The 15,077-nt window shown below is 71.0% G+C and carries 14 protein-coding genes and 1 pseudogene; 6 read left to right on the top strand and 9 right to left on the bottom strand.

Annotated features, from left to right (window positions below):
* Window positions 1-76: 76 nt before the first annotated feature.
* The 4 genes from C4U03_RS30610 to C4U03_RS30595 are packed head-to-tail and all read right to left on the bottom strand — an operon-like array spanning window position 77 to window position 5,092.
* Window positions 77-1,102: an acyl-CoA dehydrogenase family protein gene (locus C4U03_RS30610; protein ID WP_103942750.1), complete on the bottom strand. Its 1,026-nt coding sequence runs from the start codon at window positions 1,100-1,102 to the stop codon at window positions 77-79.
* Window positions 1,099-2,328, bottom strand: coding sequence for an acyl-CoA dehydrogenase family protein (locus tag C4U03_RS30605; RefSeq protein WP_103942748.1), 1,230 nt, complete (start codon window positions 2,326-2,328; stop codon window positions 1,099-1,101). The genes C4U03_RS30610 and C4U03_RS30605 overlap by 4 nt, the downstream gene beginning before the upstream one ends.
* Window positions 2,325-4,277, bottom strand: coding sequence for an acetate--CoA ligase family protein (locus tag C4U03_RS30600; protein ID WP_146087580.1), 1,953 nt, complete (start codon window positions 4,275-4,277; stop codon window positions 2,325-2,327). The genes C4U03_RS30605 and C4U03_RS30600 overlap by 4 nt, the downstream gene beginning before the upstream one ends.
* A gap of 8 nt (window positions 4,278-4,285) precedes the next feature.
* Window positions 4,286-5,092: an enoyl-CoA hydratase/isomerase family protein gene (locus C4U03_RS30595; RefSeq protein ID WP_160147140.1), complete on the bottom strand. Its 807-nt coding sequence runs from the start codon at window positions 5,090-5,092 to the stop codon at window positions 4,286-4,288.
* Window positions 5,093-5,233: 141 nt separating this feature from the next.
* On the opposite strand from C4U03_RS30595, the gene C4U03_RS30590 reads away from it, so the two are divergent.
* On the top strand, window positions 5,234-6,118 hold the full coding sequence (locus C4U03_RS30590; RefSeq protein ID WP_103942742.1) for a LysR family transcriptional regulator: 885 nt from the start codon (window positions 5,234-5,236) through the stop codon (window positions 6,116-6,118).
* Here the strand turns inward: C4U03_RS30590 and C4U03_RS30585 are convergent.
* Window positions 6,053-6,937: a LysR family transcriptional regulator gene (locus C4U03_RS30585; protein WP_103942741.1), complete on the bottom strand. Its 885-nt coding sequence runs from the start codon at window positions 6,935-6,937 to the stop codon at window positions 6,053-6,055. The genes C4U03_RS30590 and C4U03_RS30585 overlap by 66 nt on opposite strands.
* Window positions 6,938-7,073: 136 nt before the next feature.
* Window positions 7,074-7,889 (bottom strand): crotonase/enoyl-CoA hydratase family protein, encoded by an 816-nt coding sequence (locus C4U03_RS30580; protein ID WP_103942739.1) that lies wholly within the window; start codon window positions 7,887-7,889, stop codon window positions 7,074-7,076.
* A gap of 135 nt (window positions 7,890-8,024) precedes the next feature.
* On the opposite strand from C4U03_RS30580, the gene C4U03_RS30575 reads away from it, so the two are divergent.
* Genes C4U03_RS30575 through C4U03_RS30565 form a run of 3 tightly spaced genes read left to right on the top strand, consistent with a single transcriptional unit; the run spans window position 8,025 to window position 11,329 of the window.
* A complete protein-coding gene (locus C4U03_RS30575; RefSeq protein WP_103942737.1) occupies window positions 8,025-9,122 on the top strand; it encodes an ABC transporter substrate-binding protein in 1,098 nt (365 codons plus the stop codon).
* Window positions 9,119-10,252: a CaiB/BaiF CoA transferase family protein gene (locus tag C4U03_RS30570; RefSeq protein WP_103942735.1), complete on the top strand. Its 1,134-nt coding sequence runs from the start codon at window positions 9,119-9,121 to the stop codon at window positions 10,250-10,252. The genes C4U03_RS30575 and C4U03_RS30570 overlap by 4 nt, the downstream gene beginning before the upstream one ends.
* A gap of 6 nt (window positions 10,253-10,258) precedes the next feature.
* Window positions 10,259-11,329 carry an LLM class F420-dependent oxidoreductase gene (locus tag C4U03_RS30565; protein ID WP_103942733.1) on the top strand — a complete coding sequence of 357 codons (1,071 nt, stop codon included), beginning with the start codon at window positions 10,259-10,261 and terminating at the stop codon, window positions 11,327-11,329.
* Window positions 11,330-11,956: 627 nt separating this feature from the next.
* Here the strand turns inward: C4U03_RS30565 and C4U03_RS43055 are convergent.
* Window positions 11,957-12,223: pseudogene (locus C4U03_RS43055) on the bottom strand (pentapeptide repeat-containing protein); the annotation flags it as partial.
* A 596-nt stretch (window positions 12,224-12,819) separates the two neighbouring features.
* Here C4U03_RS43055 and C4U03_RS41355 point away from each other — a divergent pair.
* Window positions 12,820-12,984: a hypothetical protein gene (locus C4U03_RS41355; RefSeq protein ID WP_200827584.1), complete on the top strand. Its 165-nt coding sequence runs from the start codon at window positions 12,820-12,822 to the stop codon at window positions 12,982-12,984.
* 29 nt (window positions 12,985-13,013) lie between these two features.
* On the opposite strand, the gene C4U03_RS30550 is transcribed toward C4U03_RS41355, so the two are convergent.
* A complete protein-coding gene (locus tag C4U03_RS30550) occupies window positions 13,014-13,547 on the bottom strand; it encodes a hypothetical protein (protein WP_200827583.1) in 534 nt (177 codons plus the stop codon).
* A 135-nt stretch (window positions 13,548-13,682) separates the two neighbouring features.
* Here C4U03_RS30550 and C4U03_RS30545 point away from each other — a divergent pair, with 135 nt between their 5' ends.
* A complete protein-coding gene (locus tag C4U03_RS30545; protein ID WP_146087579.1) occupies window positions 13,683-14,768 on the top strand; it encodes a beta propeller repeat protein in 1,086 nt (361 codons plus the stop codon).
* Between the two features lie 29 nt (window positions 14,769-14,797).
* Here C4U03_RS30545 and C4U03_RS30540 read toward each other — a convergent pair.
* On the bottom strand, window positions 14,798-15,077 hold a 280-nt coding region (locus C4U03_RS30540; RefSeq protein WP_200827582.1), incomplete at its 5' end, for a transposase.

Raw genomic sequence — 15,077 nt, 5'->3', positions numbered from 1 at the left:
CGGTCGACCTCCTGAGTCTCCGAGACGATTCCACTGGAGCCTATCAGGATTTTGTTCAGTCGAATCGAATTACAGGTCAGGCGGTGAGTGCGGCCGCAATCTGTGCGCGGTGGTGGCTGGAGGTGCCCAACAGCAAGGCGCCGACAGTGCAGCGCTTGAAGTAGTGGTGCAGGTCGTGCTCCCAGGTGAAGCCGATGCCGCCGTGCAGTTGGAAGGCGCCGCCGGCGACCTCCTCGGCCGCCTCCGTCGTCCAGGCCATCGTGGTCGCGGCGACGAGGGCGCGGTCGTCGGTGCCGGCCTCCAGGGCGTCGGCCAGTTCGAGCACCATCGAACGGATGGACTCGACCTGGATCAGCATGTTCGCGCACCGGTGCTTGACGGCCTGCCGGCCGGCGATCGGCATGCCGAACTGGACCCGCTGGCCGGTGTACTCGACGGTGGTGTCCAGCAGCCAGGTCGCCAGTCCCAGCAGCGTCGCGCTGTGCAGGGCCAGGGCGAGCAGGCGTGCCTCCTCGATCGCGGAGGCCAGGGCGTCGCCGCCGGCCGGCAGCAGGGTGGCGGGGGAGCCCCCGCATACCACCCGGGCGAGTGGTTGGGTGGCGTCGAGGTTCTCCAGCGGCTCGACAGTGGTGTCGCTCCTCCGTACCAGCGCGAGCCGACGACCCTCCGGCGCCTGCACGGCCGCCACGACGACGTCGGCGATGTCCGCGTCCGGCACGAACGGAAGGGCGCCGTGGACCAGGCCGTCGCGGATCTTGAGCGCGGGGGCGGACCAGGTGCCGTCCTCGGCCAGCAGCCCGTAGGTCGCCAGGCCGGTGACCTCGCCACCGGCCGACACGATGAGGGCGCCCGCGACCGAAGCGCTCAGGAACGGCAGGGGAGCGGCGGCACGGCCCAGGGCCTCGGCGACCAGGCATGCGGTGACCACGTCACCGACCTCGGCCGGGTCGAGGAGTCCGTTGGCCACCAGTTCGGACCAGAGCCCCGCGTCGAACCTCCGCGGTCCCGGCGCGTGGCGCATCCGCTCCAGCGGGTCGCGCTTGCGCAGCAGGGCGCTGACGGTCTCGGCGAAGTCCGTCTGCTCGGTGGACGCCAGCTTCATGCGTTCCCTCCCCGGGAGCCGGTGAACTCGCGCCAGGAGACGGTCTTGCTCGGGTCCGCTCCGCGCGGCATGCCGAGGGCACGCTCGGCGATCTGGTCGCGGAGCACCTCTGAGGTGCCGCCGGCGATGGTCTTCGGTTGCACGCGCAGGAAGGCCCAGGCGTCATACGAGCGGGCGCGGTCGCCGGGGGCGTGGGCGACCGCGCCGAGGCCGGCGCTGCCGAGGATGCCGCGCTGGAGGCGCTTGGTGTGCTCGGCCTGCAGGACCTTGTTGTACGGCGTGCCGTTCGCCACCGGAGGCAGTCCTTCCGAACGGTGGAGGGCGTTGCGCCGGTTGTTCAGCGCGATCGCCTGGGCCTCGACGTACAGGCGCACGATCGCGTCGGCCTGGACGGGGTCGGATCCCGGCAGACGTTCGGCGACGAGCTCGTCGACGGTGCGGCCGACGACGGAGCCGGGGGTGGCGGCGCCCGCCCCCGAGCCGGCCATGCGCTCAAGCTGGAGCACTGTGCGCACGACCTCCCAGCCCTGGCCGGTCTCACCGAGGCGGTACCGGTCGGGCACCACGACGTCGTCGAGGGTGACCTCGAAGAACTCCGCGTCGCCGGTCATCTGGAGGATCGGCCGGACCTGGATGCCGGGCGTCGAGAGGTCCACGAGGAAGCAGGTCAGGCCCGCGTGCTTGGGCACGTCGATGTCAGTACGGGCGACCGCGAGGCCCCAACCGGCCCGGTCGGCGCGGCTGGTCCAGGTCTTGCGGCCCGTGAGGTGCCACCGGTCGCCGTCGCGGCGGGCGCGGGTCCGGACCGAGGCCAGGTCGGAACCGGCCTCCGGCTCGCTGAAGAGCTGGCACCAGAGCACCTCGTTGCGGGCGATCGAGGGGAGCAGCTCGGCGGCGACGTCGTCGCCGGCGAACGTGAGGATCGCAGGTCCGACCCAGCCGGTGCCGATGGCACTGTCCACCGTGCCCACCCGCCAGCGGGCGAGGGTGCGACGGACGTCGACCGTCTCGTCGGCGGACAAGGCGCGTCCGCCCAGGTGGGTCGGCCACTCCGGGACGAGCCAGCCGTCGGCCGCGACGGTACGGACGAGATCGGTGCTCAGGTCGGCATCGAGGCCGGCGAGGTAGTCGGCCAGGCCCTCGCGGTCGTCGCTGTCGACCAGCTCGGTCCAGCGCGCGGGCAGCACCTGCCGCAGCAGCTCCTCGAGCTGCAGCGCGGCGCTCATCGCACGACCCTGGCGTCGAGGGCGACGATCCGACCGTCGACGACTCCGAGCGGGTTGCACTCGACGAGCGCGGCACCGGTGCGGTCGGCGAGGTCGGCGAGGGCGAACGCCGCTGCGGCAAGCCCCGCCGCCAGTCCGTCGTACCGTCCCGCCACACGGTCGAACAGCTCGGCCGCGAGTCGCCGGGTAAAGTGCTCGGCCCCGAGGGCCGCCGGCATGGCGACCGTACGGTCCAGCAACTCGACGTGGGCGCCGCCGAGGCCCGCCGAGACGACCAGGCCCCACTGGGGGTCGCGCCGGACGCCGGCGAACAGCTCCATCGATGCACGGAGCTGACGCGCCACGATGAGTGGGATACCGCTCGCGAGGAGCTCGGTGGCGACCTCGCGAGCGGTGGCTGCGGTGACGTCGAGTCGGACCCCACCGGCACGCGCCTTGTGGACGCCGGCCGCGACGTCGGACTTGAGGACGACCGGCCAGCCGAGACCCTCGCCATGGGTCAGCACCTCGGCGACCGTGGTCGCAGCGCCCCAGCCGGCCACCTCCACACCGGCGTCGGCGACGAGGCGGAGGCTCTCGGACGCGGTCGGGTCGGAGTCGAGGGAGCCGGAATCGGCGGCGACCGGCCGGAGGCAGGCGTCGACGCTCCACCTCGGCGGCGCGCAGGACGCGAGGACCCGGCACGCCGAGTCGAGGTCGGGGAGGACGACCTCGCCGGCCTCGATGCGCGGTTTGACGCTGGCCGGCTCCCGGTCGAGCGTGGCGACGACCGTGGGCAGCGCGGCGCCGGCGTGCGCGCCTGCGGCAGCGGCCTGGTTCTCACGGCCGATCACGACGACGAGATCGACCTCGCCGCTCTCGCGCAGCGTCGCGCAGACCTTCTCAAGCGTTGCGTCGTCGCCGATCGTCTGCGCGGTCACGTCGACGGGGTTGCGCGCAGAGGCGATGTCCGGCAGGTGCGCCATCAACCGCTCCCGGAGGCCGGCGCTGAGGACCGGGACCTCGAGGCCGACGCTGCTGAGCAGGTCGGCGGCGACGACGCCGGCTCCGCCGGAGCCCGTCACGATGCCGGTACGACGCCCGGCCGCGCGGCCCATCAGGGAGAGGCCCAGCCCGGCGAGCACGAGCTCGCGGTCGGAGCCGACGAGCATGGCGCCGTACGCCTCGAACAGCTCGCGGGTCACCGCGGTGTCCGTGCTCACCGCCGCGGTGTGGGAGGCGGCTGCGGTGGAGCCGGCCGCGGAGAGGCCGCCGAGCAGGCACACGACCGGCACGCCGCGGCGCTCCGCATCGGCCAGCAGGGCCTGCAGCGTGCCCGCGTCGCGGATCCCCTCCAGGTAGAGGAGCAGGACCCGGGGCTCGACCGCGGTGAGAACACCTCGGGCCAGGGTGCAGGCGTCCAGGTGGACCTCGTTGCCGCTGCCGATGAAGCCGTCGAGGTGGAAGCCGTATCGGGCTGCCGCCGTGACGACGCGGGCGCCGAAGGCACCGCTCTGGGAGACGAGGAAGGCGCCGCTCCCGTGCCGGCAGTCGACGAGGCTGTCGAAGGCCTGGGCGAAGGTCAGCAGTGCGTGGTCGGGCGCATGGTAAAGCCCGACGGTGTTCGGGCCCAGGACGATGGTGCCCCGGGCGGTGGTCAGCGAGCTGCCACCGGTCTCCTCGAAGCCGGATGCGAACACGACCGCGAACGTGGCACGCCCGTCGATCCGGTTGAGCACCTCCTGGGCGGCCGCGGCCGGCACGCAGAGCAGCGCGACGTCCACGTCCCGGTCGAGACCGTCCCGCGGGTCGGGCGTCAGCACCTCGCCGCCGAACTGCGCCTCGCGCAGGTGTCGCAGGGTGCGCGCGCCGAGGCCGGTCTCCCGCGACGTACCCCCGATGACGGCGACGGTGGCAGGGGAGAGCAGGGGGCGCAGGTCGGGGACCCGCAGGTCGGACTGGTTCGTCACGTCCGGCCTCATCGGAGCTCGGCCGGGATACGGGTGTGCTTGGTGGTGCCCCACTCGGGCACGCGCTTCTCCTTGAAGGCCGCGATGCCTCGCAGGGTCTCGCCGCAGGTGCGGATCCAGGTCAGGGTGCGGCGCTCGCGGTTGTACGCCGCGACCCGGTCGGTCGACTCCAGGAACTCGTACATGAGCCGCTTGGTCGCGGTCATCGACACCGGCGCGCAGCGCTCGGCCATGTCGGTCGCGAGCTCGACGGCGACCTTGAGCACGTCCTCCGGTGCGGCGATGTGGGTCGCCAGGCCGCGGCGCTCGAACTCGGTGCCGTCGATCGTGCGGCCGGTCAGCAGCAGGTCCATCGCGACGCCGAAGCCCGCCAGCCGGGGGAGGAGCCAGGTCGAGCCGCGGTCGGGCATGATGCCGACCCGGTTGAACGAGAAGGCCAGTCGGGCCGAGTCGGCCACGACGCGGATATCGGCCTGCATCGCCCAGGTGAGGCTCACGCCGATAGCGTCACCGTTGATGGCGGCGATGATCGGCGTGCTCAGGTTCCAGGGCGCCTTCTCCGGCTCGGTCAGCGTCTCGACGCCGTGGGTCTTCTCGTCGCGCCAGTTCATGTCGAGGTCCGCACCGACGCCGAAGTGCTCGCCCCGCCCGCTCACCACGATCACCGACACCTCCGGGTCGGCGTCGAAGGCGACCAGCGCCTCCTGCAGCTGGAGGGCCATCAGCGGGGTGTAGGAGTTGCGACGGTCCGGGCGGTCCAGGAAGACCAGCCCGACGCGGCCCTCCTGTTCGACGGTGACGTGACGTTCGGTCATGGGTGCTCCGGTGTTCTGCGAGCGTGTGGCGTGGTCCGGGTGTCTCGGCTCCCACTGTCGCGCTGCAGGAGGCATACGCGCAAAGACCGCTTTTTCGCAGGTCCTATCGGCCCTTCCTATGTCTGGCTAGGGTGAGGAGCCATGGACCTCCGGACGCTGCGCTACCTCGTCGCGGTCGTCGACGAGGGCGGCATGACACAGGCCGCACGCGTCCTGTTCGTGAGCCAGCCGTCGCTCTCCCTGGCGATGCGCCGGCTCGAGGACGAGCTCGGCGTCCGGCTCTTCGACCGGTCCGGGCGGGGTGCCGTTCCCACGGCCGACGGTGCGCGGTTGGTCGGCCTGGCACGCCAGGTGATCGCCGAGGCCGACGGCGCCAGGGAACGGGTCCGGCAGGTGACCAACCTCGAGGTCGGCCGGCTGGTCGTCGCGACGTCGACCACACTCGCGGTGCATCCGCTGACCCCGCTCATCGCGGCGCTTCGCGGGCGGCATCCGGGACTCGAGGTCCACGTCCGGGACGCGAGCACCGCAGCCGGAGCCTTGGGCATGGTGCGCTCGGGCGAGGCCGAACTGGGCGTGGTCGACGTCATGCCCCCGGACGCGGGATGGGGCTGGTGCGACCTCGGTGCCGAGGAGATCGTGCTGGTGGCGAGTCCGGAGTTCGCCGCAGGGCTGACGGAGCCGGTCGCGCGGGCACGGGTCGCAGGCCTCGACCTCGGGGTGGTTCCCTCCGACCTCGACTCCGCGAGCGCCGCCGCGACGGCCGTGGCGTCGATGGCGGGCCGAGTCCGGGCCCAGTGCGCCCACCGGGCGATGCTGTGGGAGCTGGTCAGAGACGGGACGGTCGCGACGTTCGTCGGCCGGGACACGGCGAAGACCGTCATGCCCTGGGCGTCGCTCCGCTCGCTCGACCCGCCGCTGTGGCGGGACGCCTACCTGGTCTGGCGCGAGCAGGCGCTGTCACCCGCCGGCGTTGCCCTCGTCGAACTCGCCCGCGGCCGCGACGAACTCCCGAGCGAGCGGTGAGAGTCGGACCGGGTCGAAGACCAGCCCGATCGACTGGGTGAACGGTGGGTCCAGCGGTCGCACGTGTGCGCCGGCGGCCGCCGCGTCCACGGCGAGTCGAGGGCCGACGATCGTGGCGCCCACCCCGGCCAGCATCAATGCGGTACGGGCCTCACGCTGGTCGGCGACCACGGCGGCCGACAGGGGAGTCCGGGTCGTGGCACGCTCGAGGGCCGAGTTACGGCCCGCCGCGACGAGCACGGTCGGTACGGCGGACAGCTCCCGCATCGTCACCGCATCTTCCGGGACGGCTCCCGATTGCGGGGGGAAGGCGACCCGCCACCCCCACGAGCCGATCGGCAGCACCGTCAGCGCGTCGTTCACCGGTGGGGACACGGGCAGCCGGGTGCAGACGATCTCTGCCGTGCCGCCGGTCAGGACCTCGGCCACCGCGTCCTCGCGGTCGAGGTCGTGCACCCGGATCGCGCGTCCCGGCGCGGCGCCGAGCCACGCGGAGACGAGCGACGAGAACGGGCCGCTGACCACGGTTGACAAGGCTGCGAGCTCCAGCCGACCGCCCTGGCCGGCCGCGGCCAGGGTCTCCGCGGCCTGCTCGCAGTCGCGGAGGATCCGGCGCGCCGGCCCGACCAGGGCGTGGCCTGCCGGCGTCGGTGACATCCCGCGACCGACGCGGTGGAACAGCTGTGCCGCGAGCTCCTGCTCCAGGGCACGGATGGCGGCCGACACCGTCGACTGCCGGACGCCGAGCCGTGCCGCGGCGGCCGTTGCGCTGCCGGTGTCGCGGACGCTCAGGAAGGCCCGCAGTTGGTGAAGCTCCACGGCAGCAGCCTAGTCCTGCCTGCCTGAACCTCGTTAAGCGAGCTAACGACTCCCCTACGTGAGCACGCTGTGGGAGGGAGCGGTATCCGCATGTCCGGCCCCATGAGTTCGACGGCGCCGTAACGGCCACGAGGACTCAGCTGCCGGTCCAGGCGGCCGGCCGCTTCTCGGTGAACGCGCGAGCGCCTTCCTGAGCGTCGTTCGATTGGAGCACCTCGTCGACGTACGGTTGCTGACGGGTGAACCGCTCCTCGCGGGGCCAGGTGCGGGACTCGACGATGATCTGCTTGCTCGTGGCGACCGCCAGCGGTCCGTTGGCGGCGATCGTCCGGGCGAGGGCGAGGGCGGCGTCGAGTGCTCCTCCCTCGTCCGTCAGCGTGCTGACCAGGCCGAGGGCGTGCAGCCGCTCGGCACTCACCGGGTCGCCGGTCAGCGCCAGCTCCATGGCGACGACCTCGGGCAGCCGGTCCGGCAGGCGGTGCAGGCCACCGGCGGCGGCGACCAGGCCGCGCTTGACCTCGGGGATGCCGAACCGTGCCGTCGACGCCGCGACGACCAGGTCGCAGGCGAGCACGAGCTCGAAACCACCGGCCAGCGCCCATCCCTCCACCGCGGCGATGAGCGGCTTGCGCGGCGGTGCCTCCGTCACTCCGCCGAAGCCGCGTCCTGGGATGCTCGGTCGCTCGCCGCGCAGGAAGCCCTTGAGATCCATGCCCGCGCAGAAGCTGCCTCCGCTGCCGGTGATCACGGCGAGGCGCAGGGCCGGTTCGTCATCGAGCCGGTCGAGGGCGGACGCGATGACCCGCGCCATGGTCTGGGTCATGGCGTTCTTCGCCTGCGGCCGGTTGAGGGTGATGACGAGCACGCCCTCCCGATCCTCGACGAGCACTTCGGGTGCGTCGCGTGCGTCGGTCGTCGCGGCCGAGGGAGTGGTGTCCTGGGCGTCGCTCACGGGTGACCTCCTCTTGGGTGAATGTGGGCGAATGTCGGCGCAGGTCTTGACAGACCAGTGACCATGGTCACATGGTTGCACACAGCGGAATGAAATTCCATTGAAGGAAATGATCGATCAAGGAGATGGCCCACGATGCGTCGAGTTCCTGCCCGTTCGGCGACCGCTGTCGCTGCCGCACTGCTGGTGCTGTCGGGTACCCTGGTCGCCTGCGCCAGCCCCCAGGGCGGCAACAGCGAGGCGGACAAGAGGCCAGAGGCGGAGATCTGCCCGACCGCTGACACCAAGGGCACGATCAAGATCGGCATGAGCTCCCCGCTCGCCGTGTTCGCGCCGCTCCTGCTCGGAGTCGAGACCGGGGAGTTCAGCAAGGCCGGTATCGACATCGAGATCAAGAAGATCCCGAGCGCCGAATCGCTGCCGCTGGTCGCCCGCGGTCAGCTCGACGCACAGATGACCTCGCTGAGCTCGGCCCACTTCAACACCCTGAAGGACGGGGTCGACGTTCGCTGGATCGTGCCAATGGACGACCAGCAGGAGATCCCGCCCGGCACCCCGGTGCCCGGCTACTGGTCCCGCAAGGACGTCGTCGGTAGTGCCACCTCCCCCGACCTCTCCAAGCTCAAGGGCGCCGACGTCAGCACTCCCACCGGTGGCACCGGTGTGAGCGGCCTGATCCTCGACAACGCGCTGAGCAAGGTGGGTCTGGGCATCAAGGACGTCAAGCTCGTGTCGCCACTTGTCGGCCCCGACGCGCTGAACGGACTCGCGAACGGTGCGGTCTCGGCCGCCTGGATCTCCGCCCCTCTCGAAGTCGAGGCCGCCAAGAACCCCGACCTCGTCCCGATCGCGGGCTACGAGCCGGGCGTGACCGGTACCGCCATCATGGCCGGCCGGGCGCTCCTCGATCGACCCGAGCTCGCCGTCAAGTTCACCCAGGTGCTCAGCAAGGTCACCAAGAAGTACCTCACCGGTGACTACCGCCAGAACCCCGAGACGGTGCGCCTGCTCGCGGCCGCTGAGGAGGTCGAGGAGTCCACGATCAAGAATTCGGCCCTCCTCGTCTTCGACCCGTCGTTCTCGATGGACGGAACGGAGAAGTTCGCGGACGCCCTGCAGGAGTTCGCCCTCAAGCGTGGCGAGTTGGAGTACGACAAGCCGCTCGACTCCGCGGACCTCATCGACACCCGGTTCACCAAGGCCGCGGCGAGCTGCGCCTCCGTCGTCGGATGAGCACAGGTGCCCCACGGTTCCTGGACGGTGTCCGTGTCGTCGAGCTCGGCGGCATCGGTCCCGTTCCGCACGCCGGCATGCTGCTCGCGTCCCTCGGCGCGGACGTCGTACGGGTCGAGCGATCCGGTGCGGAGCCGGACGCGCGGGCCTGGGACGCCACGCGCCGGGGGAGGACGGTCATCTCTGCCGACCTCAAGTCGCCGGAGGACGTCCGGCGAGTCCGCGACCTGGCCGCGGCTGCGGACGTGCTGGTCGAGGGCTTCCGTCCGGGGGTAGCCGAGCGGATGGGGCTCGGCCCCGCCGAGCTCCGCGCGCTCAACCCGGGACTGGTCTACGCCCGGATGACCGGCTGGGGCCAGCACGGCCCCTGGGCCGACCGTGCGGGGCACGACATCAACTACATCGGGCTCACCGGCGCGCTCCATGCCATCGGGGACGACCGGCCGTCGCCCCCGCTCAACCTCGTCGGCGACTTCGGCGGCGGGTCCGCCTACCTGGTCCTCGGTGTCGTGTCCGCGCTGCTCCGACGCGGCCGCACCGGGGAGGGCTGCGAGATCGACGCGGCGATCGTCGACGGAACCAGCAGCCTGATGCAGCTGATCTGGTCGCTCCGGGCCGACGGCCGCTGGCAGGACCGGCGCGCCGCGAACCTGCTCGACGGAGGCACGCCGTTCTACCGGACCTACCGCTGCGCCGACGGCGGCTGGATGGCCGTCGGCGCCCTGGAGCCGGCCTTCTACCGGGCCATGCTCGAGGGCCTCGGGCTGACCGGCCCGGACGTCCCGGATCGCGCCGACCCGGCCCAGTGGCCGGCGCTGGAGGCGCTCCTCGCAAGCACCTTCGCGAGCCGTCCGCGCCACCACTGGGAATCGGTGTTCGAGGGAACCGACGCCTGTGTCACGCCGGTCCTGACGATGGCCGAGGCATCGACCCACCCCCACATGGCCGCACGTTCGGTGCTCCGGAACACCCCCGACGGTGTCCTGGCGGCTGCTGCCCCGCGCGAGGCCGGCGCCGAGACGTCGTACCTGACCGCCTCGACCCATCTCTCGGCCGACGACGCCCTGCGCCGCTGGTGCGAACCCGCCCGGCCCGCCGCGCCACGGGACCCCCGCTCTCCAGGAAGTTGATGCCCGATGAAGTTCGGAATGCCGATCCCGTACGCCGCCGGCTTCAAACAGTCGGTCGAAGGGCTCCAGGCGTTGGAGGACGCGGGCCTCGACGTCGTCACCGTCCCCGAGGCGTACACCTTCGACTCCGTCAGCCAGCTCGGCTACATCGCCGCACGGACCAGCAGGGTCGAGCTCGCGACCTCCATCCTCAACATCTACTCGCGCACGCCCGCACTCCTCGCGATGACGGCCGCAGGACTCGACTACGTCTCCGACGGCCGGTTCTCCTTCGGTGTCGGGTCGAGCGGCCCCCAGGTCATCGAGGGCTTCCACGGGGTCCCGTTCCACGCGCCGCTCGGGCGCACCCGGGAGGTCGTGGCGATCTGTCGGCAGGTGTGGAGCGGGGAGAAGGTCGAGCTGCACGGCCACTACTACGACGTGCCGCTCACGCCCGAGCGCGGTGGCAGTGGCCTCGGCAAGTCGCTCAAGCTCATCAACCCACCGGTGAGACCGAGCATCCCGATGACCCTTGCGGCCCTGGGGCCGAAGAACATCGCCCTGGCCGCGGAGCTGTTCGAGGCATGGCAGCCGATCTTCTACTACCCCGAGCTCGCCGACGAGGTCTTCGGCGAATCACTCGCGGAGGGCCGCGCCAAGCGCGACCCGCTCCTGCCCGACCTCCGGGTGATCGCGGACGCCAAGTTCTTCATCAGCGACGACGAGCATGAACTCGAGGCGGCCCGTGCCAAGGTCCGCGCCGGCCTCGCCCTCTACATCGGCGGAATGGGCGCCCGCGGCAAGAACTTCTACCACCAACTGGTCACCCGCCTCGGCTTCGGCGCCGCCGCGAACGAGATCCAGGATCTCTACCTCGGCGGCTCCAAGGCTGCGGCGGCCGCGGCCGTCCCTGACTCGCTCGTCGACAGCATCTCGCTCGTCGGGGGACCGGACCACATCGAGAAGAGGGTGGCAGCCTACGCCGCAGCAGGTGTGGGCCAGCTGAACCTGTCGCCTGTGTCGACCGACAATGACGAGCGAGCTCGCCAGTTCGCACACCTGCGGAAGATCGCGGAGGCCATCGTGGGGCGGCATTAGGTCGCGGGCGAGAGCGGCGATGGAGCGGCGGCCCTCCAGGTACGCGGTGCGCACGGCGTCGGTCTTCCCGGCGGGGGCGGCGGGGCGGCGGCCGCCCCCGCGTCCTGTTCGCCCCGACGGCCAACTGATCAAGGACCGGGCGGCAAGGCAGCCCGGGCGCGGACCGGACCGGCCCGCCGCTCTCGGGTGCCCACTGCGGCGTGCGGCGTGCCAGTGGTGTTCTTCGGCCAGCACCCGCCGCCGTCCCCCCGGGCCGGGGGCGAGGGTGCAGCGGCCGTCCAGCTGGAGCTGATCGGTCCGGTGCAACCCGGCGAACAGGCACTCGCTCAGGTCCACATCGGTCAAGGTCAGCGACCCGGCGTCCACCCCGCGCAGCGAGGTCACCGCCACCCGGGTGGGGCCGTCCAGATCCGGCACGTCGAGGATCGGCCGGGCCAGGGCGTGCACGCTCACCGGCCCGCCGCACACCAGCTCCGACAGGTCCACCCGCGCTGAGCGCAGCCGCAACGCCACCCGCCCCGCCGACCGCAGCCGCCAGGCCGACACCCGGCCGGCCGCCGCCTCCACCCGCATCTCTCCGTCGGCCACCACTTGGTCCAAGGACAAGACCCCGATCCGGCAGGAGGACCACCGTGCATCACCGGCGAACCTCGCCCTGCCGAAGTCGGCGTGCCCGGAGAACGACACCCTGACAAAGCCAGCGTCCCCGGAGAACGACACCCCGTCGAAGCTGGCGTGCCCGGAGAACAACGCCCCAGCGAAGCGGACGTGCCCGGAGAGCGACGCCCCATCGAAGCTGGCGTCCGTCGCACCCGAGCACCGCGAAGACGATTGGTGCTTGTCGGCGTCGCCGAGCCCGCGCCGGCGTCGGATTCCTCTCCCTGAACCACTCATGATCCAGGTCTCAAGGTGTCCACAACCGAGGGGGAAGCCCCCAACGCCACCGCGTCGGCCTTGAACTCCTCTGGATAGTGCTTCAGCGCCATCAAAGACACCTCCTTCCCCTGGACCCATGATCCAGGCTTCAAGGTGTCCACACCTCAGGGGGAAGGCCCCCGGATCATCGACGCGATCCGGGCAGCCGTCCACCGCCGAAGGCATGGTTCCACCCGTGGGCGATCACCCTGATGCCCAGGGACGCTCTCCGCACGGCCGCGGCCACATCGATCTCTACCATCAGGTACTCCCTACCGGAAACACCTCGACGATCTTGAGAGCCGGGAAGTCCTGTCTACCTCGATACAGCCGAGGGCATGGGAACCTTGTGTCCGCGAAAGCGGATGAGGGGATTGCCGCCTCGAAGAAGACGGCGAGGTGCTCATCCGGCTCGGTCCCCGAACCGGTTGCCGCCCTGCTCCTTGAGCAGGCCGCCAACCGCTCGAACATGAACACCGCCACCAACTCCGACACCCGATGGGTTCCCCGGACGCCGCGCCGGCCAACCCCTCAACCCCGGCACCCTGCGCGAACAACTCCGCCAACACGGCTACATGACCGGCAAGGCCCGCCCGGCCTCCCTCCGTCAGCTCGTCCTCCAAGCCCCAGCGCCAGTCATCACCCGCTCCCTCGGCTTCCACCACAAGAGCACCCCCCGCATCGCCGCCGAAGTCGGCGGATCTTGGAACCGCTACGCCCCCGGCAACCACACGAGGTGACCGCCAGAGACCTCACCGGCACCACGCCATCAGTGGTGAGTGCAGTGGCCACCGCTGGCTTCAATCAGCCAGTAGAGCGAGCCCGTCTCGAACGGCCAGCCGGTCGTCGTCACCTCGATCCATCCGTGGTCGGCAGCGTCGATCCCGGCGTCCCACCACCACCAATGGCGATCGTGGCCGCGGCCGTCGTCTGCAGGGTCGAAGTAATACAGCCAATCCGACAACGTCCAGGGGCCCTCAGCCAGGGCGAGCTTCTCTTCGACGGGAAGGGACCGCCACTGGCGTTCCCACTCCGCGATGGCCTCGGGCCCGATCTCCTGCTCAGGTTCGGGTGACTCGGGCGCACAACGTGAGAGGAAGGCCGCCGGCAGCAGCCCGGACCACTCCGCATCGTCAGGCCATGCCTCCAGCCGCTGCAGGACCGCCGAGAGAGTCTCCCTGGCCGTCTTCACAACCTCCAACGGCTCATCGGCCTCGAAGCCGACCTTGACCAGGAATCCCTGCTCATCGCGAGTCGGGCCGTTCCAGATCCGACGCATTTCATCACTGACATCGATCGCCACGCCGCAAGTCTGGCGCTGAGACATCAAGCCTCCAATATCAGACCCGGGGAGTGTCCGGTCTACCGGAAACCAAGTGCAAGATCATCGCCGTCTGGTAGTTTCGCTCGGCCGATCAGCGCTGATCATGGAGGACCGATGGCCTCTCGCCGCTCCAGCCTGTGGGGACTGCCCGCCACGGCCGTGGCCGTGTCGCTTGTGGCCGGGACGCCGGGGAGCGCGCAGGCCGCGCCCGTACCAGGTTGGCGGGTGGTGTCGGTGCTGCCCGACCCTCCGAATTTGCGGGTCCGTGAGAACTGGAACGACGTGGCCGCGATCGGCCCGCACCACGCCTGGGCTGTTGGCACCCAGGAGGAGTCCCGCCCCGGAAGGACGATCCGGCTTCCGTTGATCTCCCGGTGGAACGGGCGGGTCTGGCAGACCTTCCCGGCCCCCAAGGCGCCCACCACGACGAACTTTTGGGAACTCACCGGCGTCAGCGCCACCTCGCCCTCCAACGTCTGGGTCGCAGGGGACTTCAACAAGGGAGTGGCGGTCGCTCGCTGGAACGGCAGCACCTGGAAGACCAAGACCCTGCCCTCGGGTTCTGCGATCCACGACATCCTCACGCTCGGACCCAAGAACGTCTGGGTGCTCGGCCTCAAAACCGAAAGTCACATCAAACCCTGGGCGGCGCACTACGACGGAACCCGCTGGAAGCAGGTGCCGCTGCCGCACTACCCCCGCACGATGAGCGCGGTGTCGGCCAAGAACATCTGGGCGGTGGGCAGCGTCTACGGCGACTGGGGCCCGACAATGATGCGCTGGAACGGACGGTCGTGGCGCACGGTGAAACCACCCGCCGTGAAGCTGCCCAAGGGAGCCCACAGCTACGACCTGACGGACGTGGTCGCGCTCGGCCCGCGTTCGGCCTGGGCGACCGGCCGGCCGTACGGCCCGGGTGAGGAGGCCGTCGCCGGGGCGGTCCTGCTGCGCTGGAACGGCGAGCGCTGGAGCCGCGACAGGCTGCGGCTGCCCGGCCAGCATCTGGAGAAGATCGCCTCGGACGGCGCCGGCGGCCTCTGGCTCGTCGCCACGGGGCGCCGGCAGGCCGACGGGACCGTCAAGAAGTACTTCCTGCACTACACCGGGGGGAAGGTCACCTTCCATCCGATGCCCACCACACCAGAGGGAGAACTCTACGTCGCGGACATGGTCCACATTCCCAAGACCGGGACTGTCTGAAAGTCTGTGGGTGAGGCGGTGATCAGCTTTCAGTTCACGGTGATGCGGTCACCGTAGTGCAGCGACAGGGCGTTCAGCGCGGCCTTCCAGCCGGGCGTCCTGCCGGTCACGTTCGGCCGGTTCTTCAGCGGCTGGCGGATGACCAGGTAGAGGACCTTGAGCGCGGCCTGCTCGGTGGGGAAGTGCCCGCGTCGGCGGGTGGCCTGGCGGAACCGGGCGTTCAGGCTCTCGATCGCGTTGGTGGTGTAGACGATCTTGCGGATCTCGGCCGGGAACGCCAGGAACGGAATGAAGGAGGGCCAGGCGTCC

Origin of the sequence: Thermomonospora echinospora, from assembly GCF_900108175.1 — a bacterium.
Classification (GTDB): domain Bacteria; phylum Actinomycetota; class Actinomycetes; order Streptosporangiales; family Streptosporangiaceae; genus Thermomonospora; species Thermomonospora echinospora.
This window is presented reverse-complemented; position numbering and strand designations above follow the sequence as displayed.